Annotated in this window: 17 protein-coding genes and 1 tRNA gene; 6 read left to right on the plus strand and 12 right to left on the minus strand. The window is 62.4% G+C overall.

The window, feature by feature from the left end; genetic code table 11:
* Positions 1-122 precede the first annotated feature (122 nt).
* From ACZ2GY_RS00095 to ACZ2GY_RS00105, 3 genes are read left to right on the plus strand one after another with little or no spacing between them, the layout of a single operon-like run.
* On the plus strand, positions 123-845 hold the full coding sequence (locus tag ACZ2GY_RS00095; RefSeq protein WP_157359044.1) for a class E sortase: 723 nt from the start codon (positions 123-125) through the stop codon (positions 843-845).
* Positions 845-1003 (plus strand): hypothetical protein, encoded by a 159-nt coding sequence (locus ACZ2GY_RS00100; protein WP_277358080.1) that lies wholly within the window; start codon positions 845-847, stop codon positions 1001-1003. Before ACZ2GY_RS00095 ends, ACZ2GY_RS00100 begins: the two co-directional genes overlap by 1 nt.
* Before the next feature lie 2 nt (positions 1004-1005).
* Positions 1006-1659, plus strand: a complete 654-nt coding sequence (locus ACZ2GY_RS00105; protein WP_056546686.1) for an anthranilate synthase component II — start codon at positions 1006-1008, stop codon at positions 1657-1659.
* Here the strand turns inward: ACZ2GY_RS00105 and pknB are convergent.
* The 7 genes from pknB to ACZ2GY_RS00140 are packed head-to-tail and all read right to left on the minus strand — an operon-like array spanning position 1648 to position 10983.
* Positions 1648-3582: a Stk1 family PASTA domain-containing Ser/Thr kinase gene (gene pknB / locus ACZ2GY_RS00110; protein WP_471672622.1), complete on the minus strand. Its 1935-nt coding sequence runs from the start codon at positions 3580-3582 to the stop codon at positions 1648-1650. The two genes, ACZ2GY_RS00105 and pknB, sit on opposite strands and share 12 nt — an antisense overlap.
* A gap of 22 nt (positions 3583-3604) precedes the next feature.
* Entirely contained in the window at positions 3605-5350 is a 1746-nt protein-coding gene (locus tag ACZ2GY_RS00115; protein WP_277358082.1) for a protein kinase domain-containing protein, read from the minus strand.
* A complete protein-coding gene (locus tag ACZ2GY_RS00120; RefSeq protein WP_056545626.1) occupies positions 5347-6789 on the minus strand; it encodes a peptidoglycan D,D-transpeptidase FtsI family protein in 1443 nt (480 codons plus the stop codon). Before ACZ2GY_RS00120 ends, ACZ2GY_RS00115 begins: the two co-directional genes overlap by 4 nt.
* Positions 6786-8198 (minus strand): FtsW/RodA/SpoVE family cell cycle protein, encoded by a 1413-nt coding sequence (locus ACZ2GY_RS00125; RefSeq protein ID WP_277358083.1) that lies wholly within the window; start codon positions 8196-8198, stop codon positions 6786-6788. Before ACZ2GY_RS00125 ends, ACZ2GY_RS00120 begins: the two co-directional genes overlap by 4 nt.
* Positions 8195-9778, minus strand: coding sequence for a PP2C family protein-serine/threonine phosphatase (locus tag ACZ2GY_RS00130; protein ID WP_471672623.1), 1584 nt, complete (start codon positions 9776-9778; stop codon positions 8195-8197). The genes ACZ2GY_RS00125 and ACZ2GY_RS00130 overlap by 4 nt, the downstream gene beginning before the upstream one ends.
* A 3-nt stretch (positions 9779-9781) precedes the next feature.
* Positions 9782-10258, minus strand: coding sequence for an FHA domain-containing protein FhaB/FipA (locus ACZ2GY_RS00135; protein WP_056545632.1), 477 nt, complete (start codon positions 10256-10258; stop codon positions 9782-9784).
* Complete coding sequence (locus ACZ2GY_RS00140) at positions 10255-10983, minus strand: FhaA domain-containing protein (RefSeq protein WP_277358085.1); 729 nt, start codon at positions 10981-10983, stop codon at positions 10255-10257. The genes ACZ2GY_RS00135 and ACZ2GY_RS00140 overlap by 4 nt, the downstream gene beginning before the upstream one ends.
* 279 nt (positions 10984-11262) lie before the next feature.
* Between ACZ2GY_RS00140 and ACZ2GY_RS00145 the strand changes: the two genes are divergently transcribed.
* Positions 11263-11345: transfer RNA gene (locus ACZ2GY_RS00145), tRNA-Leu, on the plus strand.
* A gap of 79 nt (positions 11346-11424) precedes the next feature.
* Here the strand turns inward: ACZ2GY_RS00145 and ACZ2GY_RS00150 are convergent.
* Genes ACZ2GY_RS00150 through ACZ2GY_RS00160 form a run of 3 tightly spaced genes read right to left on the minus strand, consistent with a single transcriptional unit; the run spans position 11425 to position 17272 of the window.
* Complete coding sequence (locus ACZ2GY_RS00150; RefSeq protein ID WP_277358086.1) at positions 11425-14832, minus strand: error-prone DNA polymerase; 3408 nt, start codon at positions 14830-14832, stop codon at positions 11425-11427.
* Positions 14833-14876: 44 nt separating this feature from the next.
* The gene (locus ACZ2GY_RS00155) at positions 14877-16478 is read right to left on the minus strand and encodes a DNA polymerase Y family protein (protein WP_471672624.1); all 1602 of its coding nucleotides are present in this window, start codon (positions 16476-16478) and stop codon (positions 14877-14879) included.
* Entirely contained in the window at positions 16475-17272 is a 798-nt protein-coding gene (locus ACZ2GY_RS00160) for a hypothetical protein (RefSeq protein ID WP_277358088.1), read from the minus strand. The genes ACZ2GY_RS00155 and ACZ2GY_RS00160 overlap by 4 nt, the downstream gene beginning before the upstream one ends.
* A gap of 111 nt (positions 17273-17383) precedes the next feature.
* Between ACZ2GY_RS00160 and ACZ2GY_RS00165 the strand changes: the two genes are divergently transcribed.
* On the plus strand, positions 17384-18067 hold the full coding sequence (locus ACZ2GY_RS00165) for an SOS response-associated peptidase (RefSeq protein WP_471672625.1): 684 nt from the start codon (positions 17384-17386) through the stop codon (positions 18065-18067).
* Positions 18068-18070: 3 nt separating this feature from the next.
* On the opposite strand, the gene ACZ2GY_RS00170 is transcribed toward ACZ2GY_RS00165, so the two are convergent.
* On the minus strand, positions 18071-18451 hold the full coding sequence (locus ACZ2GY_RS00170) for a DUF5997 family protein (protein WP_277358090.1): 381 nt from the start codon (positions 18449-18451) through the stop codon (positions 18071-18073).
* 37 nt (positions 18452-18488) lie between these two features.
* On the opposite strand from ACZ2GY_RS00170, the gene ACZ2GY_RS00175 reads away from it, so the two are divergent.
* Complete coding sequence (locus tag ACZ2GY_RS00175) at positions 18489-19202, plus strand: LysR family transcriptional regulator substrate-binding protein (protein ID WP_471672626.1); 714 nt, start codon at positions 18489-18491, stop codon at positions 19200-19202.
* Between the two features lie 7 nt (positions 19203-19209).
* On the opposite strand, the gene ACZ2GY_RS00180 is transcribed toward ACZ2GY_RS00175, so the two are convergent.
* Positions 19210-20592, minus strand: a complete 1383-nt coding sequence (locus ACZ2GY_RS00180; protein WP_277358092.1) for a GH1 family beta-glucosidase — start codon at positions 20590-20592, stop codon at positions 19210-19212.
* Positions 20593-20605: the final 13 nt, after the last annotated feature.

A 20605-nucleotide genomic window follows, 5' to 3' on the forward strand; every position in this document is an offset into this window, starting at 1 on the left:
CCCGACATCACATCCGTAGGCAGGGAGAAGGATTGAGCGACCTCGGCGGCGGCATCGCGGTGGCTCGCCGTGACCGTTCCCGGCGCGCGCCCGCCCGCCGACGTCGTCGTAGTCTGCTCGAGATGGCGGCCCAAGTGATCGGTGAGCTGCTCATCACGGCCGGCGTTATCCTGCTCCTGTTCGTGGCGTGGCAGCTGTGGTGGACAAATGTCCAATCCAATGCAAAACAAGACCAGGCAGTTGAGGAGTTCTTCGCCGACCTCGGTGAGGCGCCTGTGGCAGATGATCCTGTGGACGAGCCTCCAACTTCGTCACCGGATCAGGTTCCCGTTCTGGAGGCGAAAGCAGCGGGTGAGACCTTCGCCGTCATCTACATCCCGCGTTTCGGGGACAGCTACACCCGGCCGGTCACCAGCGGGGTGACGACGGCCGTGCTCGACAACCTGGGCCTGGGACACTATCCCGAGACCGGCATGCCGGGTGCTGTAGGGAATTTCGCACTTGCAGGCCACCGGCAGACAAACGGCGCCGTGCTGGACAACATACATACTCTGGTGCCCGGCGATCGCATCTATGTGCAAACACAGGACGGTTATTACTCCTACGTCTACCGGAATACGCAGATTGTACTGCCGGACCGAACTGATGTCCTCGCGCCGGTACCTACGCAGCCGGGCGTTGAACCCGAGGAACGAATCCTCACCCTCACCAGCTGCAATCCGCGCTTTGGCGCGCAGGAACGAATTATCGCCTACGCAGTGATGGAGTCATTCCAGTCACTGGAGGACGGACCGCCGGAGGAGATTGCCGCACAAGTAGCCGAGGTCGCGGAAGGAGCCGCCTGATGTACGCCTTCATATTCCGCCACTTGCCGGGGCCTCTCTGGCTTCGGATCGTCTGGGCGATTCTGCTCATCATTGCAGCACTGGCAGTCCTCGTGAGCTGGGTCTTCCCCTGGCTGTCCCAGTTCAGCCCCCTGACCGATTCAACGATTGGCACGTGATCATGAACAGTCCTACCCGAATCCTGGTTGTCGACAACTACGACAGCTTCGTGTACACGCTGGTCGGATATCTGCAGGAACTGGGTGCGGAGACCACCGTTGTCCGGAATGATGACGTCACGCTCGCTGAAGCTGTGGCGCTTGCCGAAGTGAGGGACGCAGTTCTCATCTCCCCCGGGCCGGGAGCGCCCGCGGAAGCCGGCGTCTGCATCGAGCTAATCAAGTGGTGCGGCGCAAACGACAAGCCGATGCTCGGTGTGTGCCTTGGCCACCAGGCGCTGGCAGAGGCTTACGGCGGATCAGTGACCCATGCTCCCGAACTGATGCATGGAAAGACGTCCCTGGTAGAACATGACTCAACGAACGTCTTCGAAGGCCTGAACTCGCCGTTGACGGCCACCCGCTACCACTCGCTGGCAGCAGTAGGGGACGTTCCTTCCGAACTGCGTGTGACGGCGAGGACGGCGAGCGGAGTGATCATGGGTCTTGAGCACCGGTCCGCTCCGCTGTGCGGAGTTCAGTTTCACCCGGAGTCGGTCTTGACCGAGGGCGGCTACCGGATGCTGGGGAACTGGTTGGAGCAGGCCGGCCTGGACGGCGCTGCAGCCCGCTCAGCCACGCTTAGCCCGCTGATTCACCAGCAGTCAGGGACCTAGGCCCTCCACCGCATCTCCCACGACGCCGCTGTTGCCCTGCCCGTTTCCCTGTCCTCGCCCGCGACCCTGGTTGCCGGGCTCTTCCTCCTCGGCGGGAGCGCTCGACGCGGGCGGCGGGGCTGTTGACGGAGCAGGCTCTTCTTCGGCCGGTTTGGTAGCAACATAGATGACTACTTCGGTGCCCGGCGCGATATTCGAGTTCGCAACCGGTTCCTGTCTCACTACAAGGCCGGGTTCCACGACGGCGTTTGGTTCCTCCTCGATCCGTGGGACCAAAGCGCGGGCCGGGTCTTCCAACAGCGCGACTGCTTCATCGCTCGGCAAGGAAGTGAGACGAGGGACGGTCACCAGCCCGGTGGAAAGCACGAGGTTAACCTCGGAATCAGCGGGTACGGTCGAGCCGAGTGCCGGCTCGGTTTCGATCACCCGGCCCGCGGGAACAGTTGCGCTGTTCGCTTCACTCACGCTACCGCCCCGCAGGCCAACCGACTCAAGGGCATCCCTCGCTGAGGATTCGGTCATCTGGAAAATGTCCTCAGGTATTGCGCGATTTGCCGGTCCCTTGGAAATCAGCAGTGATACCAGGGCATCCGGTTCCACCTCGCTGCCTGCTTCGGGATCGGTAGTGATAGCGAAGCCCGACTCGACTTCATCGTGGAACGTACGTTCCACCTGCGGACGGAGACCCACGGCGGTCAGCGCGTTGCTTGCCTCGGTTTCACTCAGGGAGTCAACGGCGGGAACAGAGGTGAGGATGGGCTCCTCCGGTTGCGCGTTGAGGATTCCGAAAAGCGCGATACCTCCGGCAGACAGGAGCAGGGCCAACAGCACCAGCAGTACAGCTATCCACCCGCGCCGGCGTGAGCGGGTCCGGTCTTCGGCATCGCGACGGTTCTGCGCCGCATGTGCCACGGGCAGCGAGCCCGTCTCCTCTTCCTCCACCAGCGAATCAGCTGCGATGCTTCCACCGGCAAGAACCCTGGCCATCGCTCTTGTCTGAGGGGCGTCGTCGTCCGTTCGTGCTGGAACGGCGGCGATTGCTTCGGTAGGTGCTGCCGGCACGTCTGGCCGGATGCCTTTGCGCGCGTCACGAAGGGCCGACCGGAAGTCGGCTGCACTCTGGAAGCGCCGGGCGCGGTCCTTCTCCAGCACAATGGAGAGCACTGACTCGATCTCCGCCGGAATGCTGGCATCGATTTCACGGGCAGGCGTGGGAATCTCACGCACATGCTGGTAGGCAACAGACACCGGGCTGTCGCCGACGAACGGAGGCCTTCCGGTGAGTAGTTCGTACAGTAGGCAACCCGCCGAGTACAGATCACTGCGAGCGTCCACGGTTTCTCCGCGCGCCTGCTCAGGGGAAAGGTACTGTGCGGTACCGATCACCGCTTGGGTCTGGGTCATGGTGGCGGCGGAATCGGCCATTGCCCTCGCAATGCCGAAGTCCATCACTTTCACCTGACCCTCAGGAGTAATCATCACGTTGGCCGGCTTGATATCCCGATGGACAATGCCTGCACGGTGGCTGTACTCGAGTGCTGAGAGAACTCCCAAAAGGTAGTCGACAGAGGTCTCAGGCGTCAGTTCTCCGCGCTTGAGGAGATCGCGGAGGGTCCGCCCGGCAACATATTCCATCACGATGAAGGGAACACGGACCTCGTCATGGTGCTGGCCCTCGACCTCCTCCTCACCGGTGTCGTACACGGACACGATCGTGGGGTGGTTCAAACCGGCAACCGCCTGCGCTTCGCGGCGGAATCGGGACTGGAACAGTGGGTCCCGGGCAAGGTCACGGCGCAGCACCTTGATGGCCACGGTACGGCCGAGCCGGACGTCACGGCCGAGGTGAACGTCGGCCATACCGCCACGGCCGATCAGTTCACCCATCTCGTAACGTCCGTTGAGGACTCTCTCGCTGCTCACCTGGTGCCCCCTCACATGCTTCCTAGGGCTGGTCCTGGCCGGGCGGAGTCTGGCCGGGACCGATCGCCGGGGGCGCCTGGGTTTCATCAGGGCCCAGGGAGACGACGTAACGAACGGTGCTTCCCGGTTCCACCTCGGTGCCTTCAGCCGGATCCACGGACAGGACGGTTCCCGCTGCTTGTTCGGAAGCTTCAGAACCGGAACGGACGGCGCTGAGCCCCAGATCGGCGAGGGCCTGCTGCAGTTCTTCCTCGGTGGCTCCTACAAGGCCCGATGGAATGGTCAACGTCTCGGGCGCTTCCGCGAAGGTGACAGTGATCTGGGAGCCGGGCGTCAGTGGGCCGACGGGGTTGAGGGTCAGGACCGTCCCGGGATCAAAATCGTCCGTAACCTCCGGCTGCTGGTCCACGGAGAATCCCAGATTGTTGAGCTCGGCCACGACCACGTCAATGGGACGACCCTGATAGGTGGCCTCATCCACCACGATCGCTTCCGGTGTGGTGGGTGCGGGGGTGGTGGGTTCCGGAGTGGTTTCTTCCGGCGTGGGCGTCGGGCTTTCACTTTCGGACGGCGTTGCGGACGCCGAGGAGCTGGTGGGTGCCGGGGCCGGCTCGTCTTCGTTGCCGGCCAACAGCGGAGCGAGCAGGAAGCCGGCAACGGTGAGCGCTGCCAGGACCAGCAGGACAATCAGCGCAATCAGCCAGGGACTGCGTCCACGGGATTCTTCCTCTGGCGGGGGAACTTCGTCGATATCTTCCTCGGTCCACTCCCGTGACGCCGCAACTGCGCCGGCGCCTGCCCCTGCACCTGCGACGGCGGGCAGAGCCGACGTCGTTGGGGCGGGAATCGCGCGGGTGGCGCCGGTGGGTGCCGGGACCGGAGTGGTGAGTGGGCCGGTGGAGTCCGTAAACAGCAGCATTCCGGGTACGGCTGACTCAGCTGCACGGATATCGTTGCGCCGGATGGCGGCGACAGCCTCGGCAAGCGCTTCCGCGTTCCCCGGACGGTCCGCCGGGTCCTTGGCCAGCATGCTCGCGATAAGCGCACGCACCGGATGAGGGATAGTTTCGGGTAGATCAGGCGGCGCATCATTGACCTGGGCGAGGGCAATTGCGATTTGCGACTCACCGGAGAACGGGCGGCGTCCGGCGAGTAGCTCGTACCCGATCACGCCCAGCGCGTAGATATCGCTGGAACCGGTTGCCTGCTGCCCGGTTGCCTGCTCTGGAGCCAGGTACTGGGCAGTGCCCATAACCTGTCCGGTGGCGGTCAGCGGAACCTGGTCAGCAAGGCGCGCAATGCCGAAATCTGTAATCTTCACGCGGCCATCGGGCATGATCAGCAGGTTTCCGGGCTTGACGTCCCGGTGCACAAGGCCCTGGCGGTGTGCGACGCTGAGGGCCGTTGCGGTCTGGCCGATGATTGACAGCGCCCTGTCCGGTGCCAGGATTTGTTCGCGCTCAATGATGGTCGACAGGGGCTGGCCTGGGACGAGCTCCATGACGAGATAGGCTGAGCCGCCTTCCTCACCATAGTCAAAGACGTTCGCGATGCCCTCGTGGTTCAGCAGGGCGGTGTGGCGGGCTTCGGCGCGGAACCGATTGAGAAAACCGGGATCCCCCGTATATTCCTCTTTGAGAATTTTTATGGCCACGATGCGTCCGAGCACCTGGTCACGTGCTTTCCAGACCTCACCCATGCCTCCGATGGCGATGCGATCAGTCAGCTGGAACCTGCCGCCTAATGTGATACCTGAAGTAGGTCTCACCTATTCAACACCGCCTCTATGAGTCTCTTAGCGTTTGGACTTGTCAATTGAGCACCCGTCGCTATGTCGACGTCCTGCATCACGATGGAAACCACTACTTCCGGATTGTCGGCCGGCGCGAAGCCGGTGAACCAGGCGTTGTCGCCCTGCTCGGGTACTTCCGCCGTGCCGGTCTTGCCGGCTACTTCCACCCCTGGGACCGCGGCATTCTGGGCCGTACCGTTCTCCACCACGTTGACCATCCACTCCGTGATCAGGTTGGCGTTGTCCGCGCTGAGGGATTCGCGGAAAACCTCCGGCTCCGGTTCGTCGATGATGGAGAGGTCCGGTGCACGGACGGCTTTCACCAGGTTGGGCTTCATGAGCACACCATCATTGGCGATCGCAGCGCTAACCATCGCCATCTGAAGCGGTGTGACTGCGACACTGAACTGCCCGATGGCCGACTGCGCGAGCTGGGCTTCACTAAGTTCTGTGGGGAACTGGCTGGCCGCCACCTCAACCGGAATGAAAAAGCGCTCACCAAAGCCGAACTCCTGCGCCTGCTCGAGTACCGCCTGCTCACCGACCTCCCACGCAATCTGGGCAAACGGAGTGTTGCAGGACTGCTCGAGTGCAAACTCGAGGTCTGCGGTGTCACGCGCCGCGCATCCGCCGGTGGTGAAGTTCGGGAGCCCGACGTCGGTGCCCGGCAGGTCAAGCACCGGCGGGTTGGGGATGGTGGACTCCGCATCGAACTGACCTGTCTCAAGAGCGGCCGCGGCCACCACGAGTTTGAAGACTGATCCGGGAGCCACAAGTGACTGCGTTGCTGGGTTGAAGTAGATGGACAAGCCGGGAACCTGAGCGAGCTGCTCGATGTTCTGCACAACCACCGACGTGTCATGGGCGGCGAGCAGATTAGGGTCATACGACGGCTTGGAAGCCATCGCGAGCACGTTTCCGGTGGCTGGCTCCATCACAACGATCGATCCGGTCTGCCCTTCGGGGATCATGTCCCAGGCCAGCTGCTGCAATTGAGGATCGATGGTCAGCTCGACGGAGGCACCCTGTGCCTGGGCGCCCGAGAACAGCCGGACCATCTGATCAATGAAGAGGTCGTCGCTACTGCCGGAGAGCTCCTCATTCATGACGTTCTCCAGCTGTGTGGAACCGTTCACCAACGAGAAGAATCCCGTGAGGTGCGCATACATCTCCGGCTCGTTGTAGACGCGCTGGTAGTTGAATTGGTCATCCGACGGCACGGATTCCGCGATCGGACGACCATCCACCAAAATCGCGCCCCGGTTCTTTCCATAGTCCTGCAGGATCTGCCGCGTATTCCAGTCATTGTTCTCCAGCGCGTTGGCCTCGAAGAACTGGACATAGGTGAGGGATCCGAGGACGAGCGCGAACATGCTCATGGCCACGATCCAGGAGCGTCGGATTGCCTGGTTCATGCGGTGACCTCCCGCGTAGGATCTGTTGCCGGAGTGTTCCGATTCTGCTTGCCTTCGGAAAATGTTTCGCGGACCGGCCCCTTCACGGCCGGCCGCCGGGCCGTCTCCGAGATGAGCAGGAGCAAGGCGACGATGATCCAGTTCGCCAGCAGGGAAGAACCACCGGCCGACATGAAGGGTGTGGTGAGCCCGGTAAGCGGAATGAGCCGTGTTACCCCGCCGATGACAACAAAGCACTGCAGCGCGATCGTGAAGGACAAGCCGCAGGCGAGAAGCTTTCCGAACCCGTCACGGGTGCCGAGAGCCGCGCGGAAACCCCGGGAAATAAGCAAAATGTAGAGCAGCACGATGGCGAAGAGCCCGATTAGGCCGAGTTCCTCACCGAGGGCCGTGATGATCATGTCGCTGTTGGCATAGGTTACAAGATCCGGCCTGCCCTGCCCGAGCCCGGTGCCGACGAGTCCACCGTTCGCAAGGCCGAAGAGCCCCTGGACAACCTGACCGCTGCCACCGGGATTGCGGTTGAAGACCTCCGGCTCAAACGCATTGATCCAACTGTCTATGCGCAGGGCAACGTGGCTGAACAACTGAAGGGCTGCGTAACCACCGACAGCAATCATCGCGAGGCCGATCAACACCCAGCTGACCCGCGACGTCGCGACGTAGATCATGGCCATAAAGAGGCCGAAGAACAGGATGGAGGAGCCGAGGTCACGCTGGAAGATCAGCACGCCGATGCTGACCAGCCAGGCGGCCACCATGGGTGCCAGGTCCCGGAAACGCGGAAGCTGCAGCGGTCCCAGCTTCTTTCCGGCCAGCAGGATGAGGTCGCGGTTGGTGGAAAGATACCCCGCGAAAAATATGGCGAGAGTGATCTTGGCGACCTCGCCGGGCTGGAAGGTACCCACACCCACGTTGATCCAGATACGCGCCCCGTTGATTTCGACGCCGAGCGGGGTAAGCGGCAGCATCAGCAGGACCGCGCTCACAATGAGCGATATATAGGTGAACCGACGCAACATCCTGTGGTCCTGAATCACCAGGAGTGTAGCTATGGACGCACCCATGGCGACAGTTGTCCAGAGGAACTGGCTCGGTGCAACAGGTTGTGCATCGGCCGGAAGTGCCAGGTCTAACCGGTAAATCATGGCCAGCCCGATTCCATTGAGCGCGATCACGATGGGAAGAATTACCGGATCTGCATATTTTGCGCGGAAACGAAGAAGTATGTGGAAGATCAACGCCAGCGCGGCCAGCGTACCGCCCTGCAGCCAGAAGGCCGAGTCGAACGGATTCTCCTTGTCGAGACCTACAAGCCAGTTGGCGCCGATCGCTACTGTCAGGGCCACGACAAGGAGGAGTGCCTCGACATTACGACGGGACTTCGGGACTGTGAGTACCTCACTCATTGGACTCTCCCTCCACAGGAGGCTGCTTCGCCTGGTGCTGCATCAGCGCTTGCGGAGGCGCTGGGGCTGGCTTCGGCGGTGGCGCCGGGACTCGCAGGAGAGGCACTTGCACTCGGTTCTGGTGTTGGGCTACCCGAGGACGACGGCTCAGGCGACGCAGTCTCGGGTGAGGCTGAAACTGTGGGCGACGGGCCGGCGGACGGGCTCGGATTGCTCTCCGGTGGACACGGCAGCGCCCGCAGTGACTGGCGGAGGTCTTCAACGATGTCCTGTGCATGTTCGAGGTCGCTCGCTGCGAGAGTGTTCTCGAGGCGATTGCGCTGGAATTCCGGAAGGCTGGACACAGGAATGTCGGTCGTCTGGTCCACGTGGCTCAAGGGAATCGGCCCGAGTGTCTGAGCAACCCCGTTGTAGATGGCCACCCTGTTGTCGAAGGTAGCAACGTAATAGCGCGTCTGGGTCCAGACGTATCCCAGGGAAAGCACTGCGGCAAGGATCAGTGCCATCAAAGCCAGGGCGGCCGGCAGCAGCCAGCGCCGGCGGCGGGGCGCGGAAGCTTCCTCGGTCTGGTCGTCCTCCACGGTGTCCGCGGGTGCTGCCTTGTGCGTCAGCATCATAGCTGCGCGGCGCTCGGTGGACCGCTGCGTGACGATGGGAATCTGTCCGGTTTCAGTAGCCAGCGCTGCCGAACCCACCAGGGTATGCGGGCGGGATGACAGGTCTTCCCGGATAACGTCCGCCCTGATGGCTACACCGGGTGTCGCGTCATCAGTAGAAGTGTCGCTGTCCTTCTCCCCGGCTGCTTCACGCGCGGGCGGAAGTGCGGTGAGCGCGGCAGTGCGCAGATCTTCAGGCGTGGCGGTGTCCACATCCACCACCACGATGGTGATGTTGTCCGGGGATCCGCCGGCCAGCGTCAGGTCAACAAGCGTGTTGACGCAAGCTGAAAGATCACGCGTTTCACGGATAATTCGTTCGACTGTGGCATCATCCAGGACGGCATTCAATCCGTCCGAGCAGAGCAACCAGCGTTCACCGGGCTCAGCATCGAAGGTGGTCAGGTCGAGTTCCGGGCTGGCATCGACATCACCGAGGACGCGCATCAGCACATTCTTGTGCGGATGGACATCCGCCTCCTCCGGCTTGAGCCGGCCCTCCTCGATGAGTCGCTGCACAAAGGTGTGGTCGACGCTGATCTGCTCGAAAACATCGTTCTTCAGCCGGTAGGCCCGCGAATCACCGATGTGGGCAAAGGAAATTTTCTCGCCGTTGAGAAGCATCGCCGTGACGGTTGTACCCATGCCGGCAAGCTGCGGGTTGGTGCTGACCAGTTCAGACAGGAGCGAATTGGCAGTCTGGATCTCGTCGGCCAGGTGAGTGCCGGCGTCGTCGTCGTAATCCTTACGGTCAAGATGCACCAGATCCAGGACTGTGGACGCTGAGGCGATGTTGCCGCCGGCGTGCCCGCCCATTCCGTCCGCTACAACGGCGAGGTAACGGCCGGCATAGGCGGAATCGTCATTCTTTGCGCGGACTTTTCCCACATCCGAGCGGGCGGCGAAACGGAAAACCAGGGCCATGGACTATGGCCTCAATTCAATAACCGTCTTACCGATCCGGACGGGTACGCCAGGTTCCACCGGCAGCGCGCGGGTCAGCTGGTTGCCGGCAAGATAGGTTCCGTTGGTGGATCCGAGATCTTCAATGAACCACCGGCTGCCCTGCGGGAAGAGCCGGGCATGGCGGCCGGACGCGTAGTCATCCTCAAGGACAAGCGTGGCTTCTTGGGCGCGGCCCAGCAGGATGGGGCTGGACGCGAGGTCCAGGGCGGTTCCCTTGAGAGGGCCTTCCGTGACGATCAGACGCCGCGCCTGCGCCTTGGCCGGTGGTTCCTCAACCAACTCCGGGTGCTTACGGGCTTCGCGGGCTGTAGGAGAGCCAGTCCGGTTGCGCAGGCCCACCACAAGATCCCGCCGCAATGCGCTGACGACGCTAAGGACGAGGATCCAGATCAGGAGCAGGAACCCGTATCTCAACAGCGTTACGGTCAGATCACTCATGCTTGGCGTCCACCGTTCTGCACGGGTACAAGTCGGAAAGTCATGCGGGTACGACCCATGGTGATCACTGAGCCGTCCGTCAGGTCCGCTTCCCCCTGTACGCGTTGTCCATTCACATAGCTGCCGTTGGTCGAGCCGAGGTCAACGGCACGGGACTGGCCCTGAGCGGTGTGAATCTCAAGATGCCGGCGGGACACACCGGTGTCATCGATGAGGATGTCCGCCTCCGATGAACGGCCCAGAAGGACGGACCCGGCGTTCAACGAGTAGCGCTGACCGTCGAGTTCAAGGACGGGCTGATAGCGCGTGGGCTGGCGGTTTGGGACGCTGGGAGCAGGCCGACGCTGCGCGGGCTGTTTTTCGGTGGCTGAGTCGATTTCAAAGGAACCGGGCTTCAGGTCGGAATCGCGGGTGAAAGACACCCGAACCGATCCCTGAAGCGTGTAGTGCTGGCTGTTGACGTGCTTGATGACGACATCACACAGTTCCTCGGCGAGTGGCGCCCCCCACTCCTGAGCGAGTGCGAAGTCCGGATCTGATAGCCGGGCGGTGAAAACATTCGGTGCAAGGGTGCGTCCCTGCGCCAGCGTGAGTGACTTGTTATCCAGTTCGCGGCGCAGTGCGCTGGCAATCTCGACGGGCTGCACCTGGGACCTGGAACCGGTGGAGAAGGCGCCACGGACCATCTTTTCGAGTCCGCGCTCGACATTATCCAGAATGCCCATGCCTACCTCCTTACCTGCTTTTCTTGCTGCCCGAATGCGCCCGCACGAAAGCGCGCGGAGGCATGCCGGGTCGCTGCTGTCTTGTGTCGATACTACTGGGGCGTCCCCTAAATGGCCTTAACGCGGCATGTTGCCCCGTCGATTACATTCAACGTCTCTACTCATCGCAAAGTTGCGCGGTGTGCCGTAGCTGTACCGTTTAGGTGTTTTTGGCGCCGCTCCGTTATGCTTGTTTCTGCTGATTCGGAGGAATCTTTTCCAAGAATCCTTCTTCACTTTGCGCGAGTGGCGGAACGGCAGACGCGCTGGCTTCAGGTGCCAGTATCCGAAAGGGTGTGGGGGTTCAAATCCCCCCTCGCGCACGAGAGAAAAATAACCCCGGCCTCGTGTCGGGGTATTTTTTTACCTACTTTCTGATGCATTGAACGGCCAAGACCCCGGTCAGCGGAAGTCCCGTGACTTGGTGGCGGCTTTGAGGCGGAGCACCTCGAACTTGTCTGCCACCAGGTTCACCACCCCCTCGTTGGACCGCTCCAACACTCCACGCACCAGGACGCTACTGGCCTCCCGCGCTATCCGCCGATACCGCTGCCAGACACCGACTGAGCAGATGACATTAACCAGCCCTGTCTCGTCCTCAAGGTTCATGAAGGTGATGCCGCTAGCCGTGGCAGGGCGTTGCCGGTGGGTAACCACTCCACCGACTTCAACGCGCCGACCAGCCTCGGCGGAAAGGAGGTCCGCGGCGGTCAGTGCGCCTCGGCGTCGTAATGCTGGCCGGGCGTGGCGCACCGGATGGTCATCTGTGGTGATTCCAGTGGACCACAGGTCTGCTGCCACGCGGTCGACGTCGGTAAGGTCCGGAAACAGGGGCGGCTGGATGTACACAGTGGTTCCCTTGATTTGGCCCTCGCGTTCCGTGGAGGCGGGACCGGCATGCCAGAGCGCTTCCCGCTGGGTGAGTCCCATTGAGTCAAATGCCCCGGCAGCTGCCAGCGCTTCGAGCTGCTGTGAGTTCAGTTCGGTCCGGCGCGCCAGGTCACCCATGGTTTCAAAGGGGCCGTTTGCCTCGCGTTCCTCGACGATGGCCTGTGCCAGTTTCTTGCCGATCGACTGCACGCTGTCCAGCCCTAACCTGACCGCATGGTTGCCGTCGCGGCGGTGAACCGTTGAGTCAAAGGGAATGGTGCGGTCGAATTTCCCCACTGGGGGCTGGTGGAACGCCAGGCAGTTATCAGAACCTGTGGAACCTGTTCCCGCGGAGCCGTCCACCTCCAGATCTGCATGAATCCCGGACAGCAGGATGTCCGGGCGCAGGACCGTGACGCCGTGCCGCCGGGCATCTGCCACCAGGGTCTGGGGTGAGTAGAAGCCCATGGGCTGTGCGCGCAGGAGCGAGGCCAGGAAGGCCCCCGGATAGTGGAGCCGGAGCCAGGCACTGGCGTAGACCAGCAGGGCAAAGCTGATGGAGTGGCTTTCAGCAAAGCCGAAATTGGCGAACGCCTGGATTTTCCGGTAGACGGAGTCTGCGGTTTCCCCGACAATTCCATTGGACTTCATGCCCGCGTACAGCTTCTCCTTGAGGGTGTCGATCCGCTCAAGGCCGCGTTTGGACCCCATAGCGCGGCGCAGCTGATCGGCGTCGGCGCCTGAACAGTTGCCCACTACCATGGCCATCTGCATGAGCTGCTCCTGGAAGAGCGGTACTCCGAGCGTGCGCTTGAGCACCGGTATCAGCTTGGGATGCAGGTAGCTTTCTTCCTCCTCGCCCAGTTTCCGCTTGATGTACGGGTGCACCGCTCCGCCCTGAATGGGGCCGGGACGCACCAGCGCAACCTCGATAACCAGGTCATAGAACCGGCGGGGCTGCAGGCGCGGCAACATTCCCATTTGCGCGCGGCTTTCCACCTGGAACACTCCGATGGAATCAGCGAAGCACAGTTGATCGTAGACTCCCTGCTCTTCCCGGGGCATGGTGTGCAGCGTCCATTCCTCACCGAAGTGCTTTTTGACGAGGTCGAAGTTGTACTGCATGGCCGCCATGATGCCGAGGCCCAGCAGGTCGAACTTGACCAGGCCCATCCAGGCGCAGTCATCCTTGTCCCACTGCAGGACGGTGCGCCCGTCCATGCGCCCGTGCTCGATCGGGCACACTTCCCCGATTGGGCGGTCGGTGAGCACCATTCCGCCCGAGTGGATTCCCAGATGGCGCGGAAACTTCAGCACTCCCTGTGCCAGTTCCACCACCGGCTCGGGGATGTCGTGATCATCACTGGAAACCAGTGCACCCCAGCGCTCCACCTGTTTTGACCAGGCATCCTGCTGCCCGGGGCTGTGCCCCAGCGCCTTGGCCATGTCGCGGACCGCGAACTTGGGCCTGTAGGTGATGACGTTGGCAACCTGGGCGGCATTGAACCGGCCGTACTTGTTGTACACGTACTGAATGACCTCTTCGCGACGGTCGGAATCGAAATCGACGTCAATATCGGGTTCCTCGTCCCGCAGGCTGGAGAGGAATCGTTCAAAGGGGAGGTCATACAGGATGGAATCGACGGCGGTGATTTCCAACAGGTAGCAGATAGCGGAATTCGCTGCTGATCCGCGGCCCTGGCAGAGGATGCCCCGGGTGCGCGCAAAGTGGACCAAATCATGGACGATCAGAAAATAGCCCGGGAAGTCTTTCTCCTCGATCACACGCAGTTCTTTTTCAATGCGCTCACGGACATCATCCCTGCCGGCGTAGAACTTGGCTGCGCCTTCCCAGACCAGCTTCCTCAGCCAGCTCATCTGTGTGTGGCCCTCCGGCAGGTTGAGTTTGGGCAGGCCGGGCTTGACGCTGCTGAGCCGGAATGCCAGATCATCCGCCAGTTCCACTGTCCGTTCCACGGCCCCTGGATAGGCGGCAAAACGGGCTGCCATTTCCGCGCCGCTGCGCAGATGCGCAGACCCCGACGCCGGTAGCCACCCATCCATGTCATCCAGTGACCTGCGTGCGCGGACGGCGGCCACCGCGGTTGCCAGTCTGTGTTGCTCAGGGACGGCATAGTGCACATTGTTGGTGGCAACGACGGGCAGCTTCAGCCGCGTGGCGATGTCCCACAGGGCATCATTGTGCGCACTGTCCAGCGGGTTGCCGTGGTCGTAGAGTTCGACGGCGACGTTGCCCGTACCAAAAAGGTCTATCAAACGCCGGGTTTCCTCTTCCGCGTCCTGAAGGCTGCCGTTGCGGAGCGCATGGCGGACGGCTCCTTTGCGGCACCCGGTCAGTATCATCCAGTTGTTGCCTGCCCTGGCGGCGAGCTCGGCAAGGTTGTACCGGGGCTTGCCTTTCTCTGCTTCCGGTTTCAGCTGAGCTTCCGTGATTGCCGCGGCCAGCTGATGATAGCCCTCTGCGCCGCGGGCGAGGACGAGCAAATGCCGGCCCTCCGGGTCTGGTTCACCGTTTTGGGGTTTGCTCAGTTCCAGGGATAGCTCAGTGCCGTAGATGGTGGAGAGCCCGGGGTGTTTCTCTGCCGCTTCAGCCAGGTGGACAACACCGTAGAGCCCATCATGATCGGTCAGCGCCAGCCCGTGGAGACTGAGCCGGTGGGCTTCCTCGACAAGCTGTTCGGGACTGGCAGCACCATCAAGGAAGCTGAAATTCGAATGCACGTGAAGTTCCGCGTAGGGCACCACCGGACCGTCAGGCATGGTCACCGGTTCTTCCGGCGGGGAGTACGGATGCCGTTTCAGGGACCAGGCGGGACTGTCTCCGCCGTCAGCACCCAGGGGCGGGGAACCGGGGCGGCGACGATCGGAGAGGGTCCGTTCAAACTCCGACCAGGAAATCGGGGGATTATTGAAGCCCATGTCAGGACTCTCTGTCCGTGCCAGCACGGTGGCATACGGAAGGCCTAGTCATAGCTGGCCTCCGCCCACCAGCGGTGATCAACAAGCAGCAGCAGCCAGGCCGTTCCTGATTCATCCACCACCTGGAACCGGTTGAGGGTGCGCCCATTCGAATCCCACCAGCGCTCGACAATGGGCCACGGCCCCGCCCACGAGGAAATGGCGGTTTGCCGCGGAGGCGCCGCGACAAGCACGGCAGGAACGGCTGTGAGCAGTCCGCGCCGATCAACGTCTACGGTGCTTCCTGCGCCGTCCAGCACCTGGACCGGACGGGGCTCGTCGAAGACGGTGGCTGGAACTGGGCCGGGGAGCTGGCCGGGCCACGGAAGATCCCGGCTTTTGGCAGCAGCTTCCGACGGCGGATCTCCCCAGGGAATGAACACCCGCCGGTCGGTGAGCATTCTTCCACCGGCCACCATGGCCGTCAGTACCGCACCATGTCCCAGCATGCTTTGCACCCGGGCAAGACCGTGGTGAATATTTTCATCCGGGCCCGTTCCCCACAGCCCGTCCGCGTGGTCGCTGAGATCCTCCACCGTCTCCGGCTGAAGCTGGACCTTGCTGATTCCGGAGCTCAACCCATGCTCAACGTTTCCGCTGCCCTGCAGTTGCCAGCGGACGCGGTCCAGCACGTCATCCGCGTCGAACCAGCGGGGGTGCCGCCAGAGCCGAACCGATTCCTCACCGGATTCCGACTGCAGCCGTACCACCAGAACCGTGCACACCAGCCCTGCTTCACGCAGCCGGCCCACGAATTCCTCCGCGGACAGGCGCAGGGTGAACGTCAGCTCATCAATGCGTGCCAACGGCGGTTCACAGTGCACGACGGCGTCGAGTTCCGCCGGCGGTTTCCTGACCACTACGCTGTGGTGGTCATATCCGCTTGCCTTGAGATGGGCCAGTGCACCTTCCACGCCGAACCGGTTGCGGACGTCAGCACGGGCAAGGGCGGCGAAATCTCCAAGCGTGCGGATTCCAAGCCGGCGCAGCACCACCGCGAGTGCTGGTTCCTCCAGAACTTCCAGGGGGAAGCTGCCAAGGAATGAGGCTGATTCTCCGGGCGGAAGGATCCATACGGGATTGGCCCCCGGATCCTCCAGGAATTCCGTTGCACGGGCAGCATGCTCAGCGGCAAAGGGGCTGTCTGCTACTCCTACCCGGGTGGCCGTGAGCCCGATGGCGGCGAGGGTTTTGAGCAGGACAGCCGCCGCGCGTTCTTCACTGCCGTAATACCTGGCAGGACCTTTGGCGTGAAGGACACATAATCCTGGGCGAACAAGCTGCACCCCGGGCATGATCTTTTCCATAGCGGTTATAACTGGTTCGAAGTTTCTCGCGTCCAGTGCCGGTTCATAGGGAAGAACAGTAAGGGTGGTGCACCGGGCCTGGGCTTCCCGGAGGCGAAGGCCGCGTTTGACTCCTTGTTCCCGGGCGGAGGGGGAGCAGGCGAAAACCTCGCCCTTCCCGATCAATGCCACGGGGTGTTCTGCCGGCAGGAGGTATTCCCTGAGTGCTGCAGTGATGGGCCAGTCCGGACACCAGAGAGCCATGGTGCGGGTAGTGGTGGGGGATGCCGGCGCGGCCTGGCTGGAACGGGAAGATTTCATGATGCGCGGGCCGGTCTGGAGAAAAATTCCTGCTGCCCGGACTCCGAATGTGCAGCGGGCGCAGATGGAGACCTGGATGTGGACCACGGCCCATGGTGAAGATCCGGCAGCCATAGGTCTGCGGTGCGTGAACGGCCGGTGGAAGCGTGCGCTGTGATCCGCATCCTGCGGCTTCGAAGATGCCCGGTTCCTGAACCCAGGCCCTGCCAGTTGCTCCCGGTTACGCTGAGCGTTGCCTCGCTGTGCGGCCAGGGCCCCATGGTCACCAGTGCAGCACCGCGCTGGCGTAGGCGTGCCATCAGACGGGAGGCATCCGATGGAGCGACGTGCTGTGGAGCGCAGGTCAGAACAATTGACACCACATCCACCATTGCTGCAGTCACCGTGAGCCACTGATCCCCGGGGTGGGGCACCAGAACCAGTTTGTCCAGCGCTATGCCGAAGCCGGCAGCGGCTTCCACACTGAAAGTGGGCATGCCGATGACGCTGCACCAGGCTCCGGCGCCTGACGGGCCTGCCAGCAAAGCCATAGCCAGGGTGGTGGAGTTGGTCACCGAATACGCCGCACCCGCCTGGAGCCCGCCCCCCGGAAGAATTCCAGCCAACACCGGCACGGTGGGCAGCCGCCGGGAAGAGGGCCTGCTGTTCTGCATGCCGTTGATTTTGGACTGGAGCTCCGCCTTGAGCCGGGCTTTGTCAGCAGCCTGATCCACGGCAGACAGCGCCCGGCGGGTACCGCCGGGGAACTGACCCGGAGGTACGGCCTGAACTACGGCTGCTGCTGGTGAACTCACACTTAATGTTCGAACGCGTGTTCGATTAAGTCAATTGGCTTTCCAGGCTGTGGAGGACTTCATGGTCACCCAGTACTCCAGTACCCTGTCTCCATGTGCGGACGCTTTGTAGTGGCAGGCTCGAACAAGGATCTGGTGGACCTTTTCGACGTTGACACGGTGGGCGATGATCTTCCCGAACCGTCGTGGAACATCAGCCCTACCGATCCCGTTCGGGTAGTCCTGGAATCACTCAAAGACGAGCAGGTCACCCGACGCATGGAGGCCGCGCGGTGGTGGTTGACGCCGTCGTTCTCAAAAGAACTGAAAACCAAGGCGCCCACCTTCAACGCCCGGTCGGAAACGGTGGGCAGCAAGCCCACCTTCAAGCCGTCCCTCGAGAGCCGCCGCGCCCTCATTCCTGCCAGCGGCTACTACGAATGGCGAACCGAGGGAAAAACAAAGATTCCGTTCTACATCCACCTGCCGGGAGAACCGGTGGTGTTCGCAGGACTGTACGCCTGGTGGCGCAACAGGGAGTTACCGGATGACCACCCCAACCGCTGGGTACTCTCCTCCACCATCCTGACCCGTCAAGCAGTGGGGCCGGTGGCTGAAATCCACGACCGCACACCGGTGACGCTCCCCCGCGAATTCTGGAACGAGTGGCTGGATCCCACCACAAAGGGGACGCAGGAACTTGCTGATGAAGCGGTTGCAGCAGCCACTCCCGTTGCCGAACAACTGCAATTCCACGAGGTGGCGCCGGTTCGGGAGGACAGCCCGCTGCTGATTGAACCGCTGAACCCGGCGTAGGAGCTAGTCCTTTGCGCGCCGCGCTTCCTTGGCCCGCTTCTCTTCCGCACGCACCCGCGCCATGGTTGAGCGCTCCGCCACCAGCCACTCAGGCGGTGACTGGAGCAGCGCGGTGATTTCCGCCGTCGTCAGTGGGTCTGTGATTCCGCCGCGGGAGAGGCCGCTGATCGAGACACCCAGCTTGTGCGCCACTACGGGACGCGGATGGGGACCGGTGCGGCGAAGCTCGGCAAGCCACTCGGGTGGATTCTCCTGGAGCTGGTTGAAGTCTCCACGGGAGATGTCGTTGTCCTGGAACTCTTGTGGTGTTGCGGGCAGGTAGATGCCAAGTTTCTTCGCGGCGGTAGCCGGTTTCATGGTCTGCGGGGACTTCGCTGGGGTCATCCTCTCAGCGTAACCGCGACTGGGTTACTGTGAAGACGTGCCCGAGCCCCAATCTTCCACGCTGCAGGTCGGCTTTGTTCCCGGGGTAACGCCCGGAAAGTGGGTGGGACGCTGGCGGGAGCGAAACCCTGAGCTTCCGATCGAAGCAACAGAGTACGACGACGGCGCGCTGGCTTCGGCGCTCCGGGCCGGCTCAGTGGACCTTGCGTTCGTCCGTCTGCCCGTGGACAGGGACGCGCTCAGCGTCATCCCGCTTTACGAGGAACTCGCCGTTGTGGTGGTCTCGAAGGAGAACGAGCTCTCCCTGCTTGATGAGGTCCCACTCTCAGAACTGGGCAACGAGAATGTCCTCGACGTGCAGGAATGCGGTGGAGCGCGGATGGCCATCGAAATCGCGGCGTCGGGAGCCGGTGTCGTTGTGCTGCCCATGTCCGTTGCGAGGCATTACAACCGGCGTGATGTCGAGGTTCGGGTTGTACCGGACGCACCTTCCACCAGAATTGCCGTTGCATGGATTGCCGAGAACACCACGGATGACATCGAGGAATTCATCGGGATTGTTCGGGGAAGGACGGCGCGCAGTTCACGGCAGCCGTCGGCCCAGAAGGAAGTACCCAAGCAAAAGGAAACCCGTAGCGAGCCTAAAAAGGCAGCAAAGCCCGCGAAGGGCAGGTCTGCGCCCGGCGGGACCAGGAACAAACCGACCGCCAAAGGTGCGCCGAACCCTCGCGGGCGCGGCCGCCGTCGTTAAGTGAATTTCAGGATGCTTCGGCGGCCAGCGGCGCCGTAGCAGTTTCAGAGTTCATCGTGGCGTTCCTGTGCTGAGCGATAATTTCTGCGTACCGGTGGAAGGAAGCCCGCGGGACGCGGTCGAGTGTGGCCGGTTCCATGCGGATCAGGCCGAACTTCTTGGTGTAGCCCTCCTGCCACTCCCAGTTGTCCACAAGGGTCCAGTGGAAGTAGCCGCGCACGTCGACGCCGTCAGCAATTGCATCACCGATCGCTGCCAGGTGTTTCTCCAGGAACTCGATCCGGCGGGTGTCTTCCACGTCTCCGCCGGGGCCGTCGTCGTAGGCGCAACCGTTCTCGGTGATGTAGATCGGCGGAATGTTGGGGTACTGCTCCTTGAGCTGTTTGAGGATGGTGGTCAACCCGCTGGGGATGACCGGCCAGTCGAAGTCGGTTTTCGGAACGTCCGAATAATCACGCGGCATGAACGGGACCGGGAACAGCGGCGGAGCGGCGCCGACCTTCGTCGGGAAGTAATAGTTGATTCCGTAGAAATCCAGCGGAGTGGAAATGATGTCCATGTCTCCGTCCTGGATGACCTCAAAGGACATGCCTTCGATCTCCGCAAGATCAGCCGGGTACTCACCGGTCAGCAACGGCGCCGCGAACTGGCCGTTGTGGTAATGATCGTAGAGAAGCGCGAGGTTGCGCTCCTTCTCCGAATCACTTGCCGGCTCCACGGGAGAGTGGTTATTGACGACGCCGATGGGTGTGTCCAGTGTCTCGCGCAACACCCGGACGGCGTGCCCATGCGCAAGCAGCAGGTGATGTGCAACGGAGAATGCGCTGCCCAGCAGCATGAGCCCTGGCGCCGCCCGTCCGATCGCATGCCCGACGCCGGTATGCACCACCGGTTCATTGACCGTCATCCAGGCGGCAACCTTGCTCCCGAACTCGTCGCGGAGAAGCCGCGTGTAATCGGCGAAAGCATCGATTGTGTCCCGGTTCTGCCAGCCGCCGGCGTCCTGAAGCGCCAGTGGAAGATCCCAGTGATACAGCGTGACCCACGGTTCGATGCCGCGCTCCAGCAGGGAGTCGAGGAGCCGGTGGTAGAAAGCGATCCCTTCCGGATTGGCGGGTCCGCGGCCGGTGGGCTGGATGCGGGGCCAGGCGATGGACATCCGGTACGCCTTGCCGCCCAACTGCTCAAGGAGGTCGAAGTCTTCTTCATACCGGTTGTAGTGGTCGCACGCGATGGCAGGGCTTGAGGCATCGAGGATGTTGCTGTGCTGGCTGGCGTATTCGTCCCAGATACTCGGTCCGCGCCCGCCTTCATTGACCGCACCCTCAATTTGCGCCGCCGCAGTTGAGGTCCCGAATACGAACCCCGCCGGCAATCCGAACTCGCTCATCCGCACTCCCTGA

It is taken from the genome of Arthrobacter sp. KKT183, from assembly GCF_055657625.1.

What these genes read in the sequence shown, in the direction of transcription:
- ACZ2GY_RS00095 (WP_157359044.1), top strand. Translation starts at nt 123, where the DNA reads ATGGCGGCCCAAGTGATCGGTGAGCTGCTCATCACGGCCGGCGTTATC.
- ACZ2GY_RS00100 (WP_277358080.1), top strand. Translation starts at nt 845, where the DNA reads ATGTACGCCTTCATATTCCGCCACTTGCCGGGGCCTCTCTGGCTTCGG.
- ACZ2GY_RS00105 (WP_056546686.1), top strand. Translation starts at nt 1,006, where the DNA reads ATGAACAGTCCTACCCGAATCCTGGTTGTCGACAACTACGACAGCTTC.
- ACZ2GY_RS00120 (WP_056545626.1), bottom strand. Translation starts at nt 6,789, where the DNA reads ATGAACCAGGCAATCCGACGCTCCTGGATCGTGGCCATGAGCATGTTC.
- ACZ2GY_RS00125 (WP_277358083.1), bottom strand. Translation starts at nt 8,198, where the DNA reads ATGAGTGAGGTACTCACAGTCCCGAAGTCCCGTCGTAATGTCGAGGCA.
- ACZ2GY_RS00130 (WP_471672623.1), bottom strand. Translation starts at nt 9,778, where the DNA reads ATGGCCCTGGTTTTCCGTTTCGCCGCCCGCTCGGATGTGGGAAAAGTC.
- ACZ2GY_RS00135 (WP_056545632.1), bottom strand. Translation starts at nt 10,258, where the DNA reads ATGAGTGATCTGACCGTAACGCTGTTGAGATACGGGTTCCTGCTCCTG.
- ACZ2GY_RS00140 (WP_277358085.1), bottom strand. Translation starts at nt 10,983, where the DNA reads ATGGGCATTCTGGATAATGTCGAGCGCGGACTCGAAAAGATGGTCCGT.
- ACZ2GY_RS00150 (WP_277358086.1), bottom strand. Translation starts at nt 14,832, where the DNA reads ATGGGCTTCAATAATCCCCCGATTTCCTGGTCGGAGTTTGAACGGACC.
- ACZ2GY_RS00155 (WP_471672624.1), bottom strand. Translation starts at nt 16,478, where the DNA reads ATGAAATCTTCCCGTTCCAGCCAGGCCGCGCCGGCATCCCCCACCACT.
- ACZ2GY_RS00170 (WP_277358090.1), bottom strand. Translation starts at nt 18,451, where the DNA reads ATGACCCCAGCGAAGTCCCCGCAGACCATGAAACCGGCTACCGCCGCG.
- ACZ2GY_RS00180 (WP_277358092.1), bottom strand. Translation starts at nt 20,592, where the DNA reads ATGAGCGAGTTCGGATTGCCGGCGGGGTTCGTATTCGGGACCTCAACT.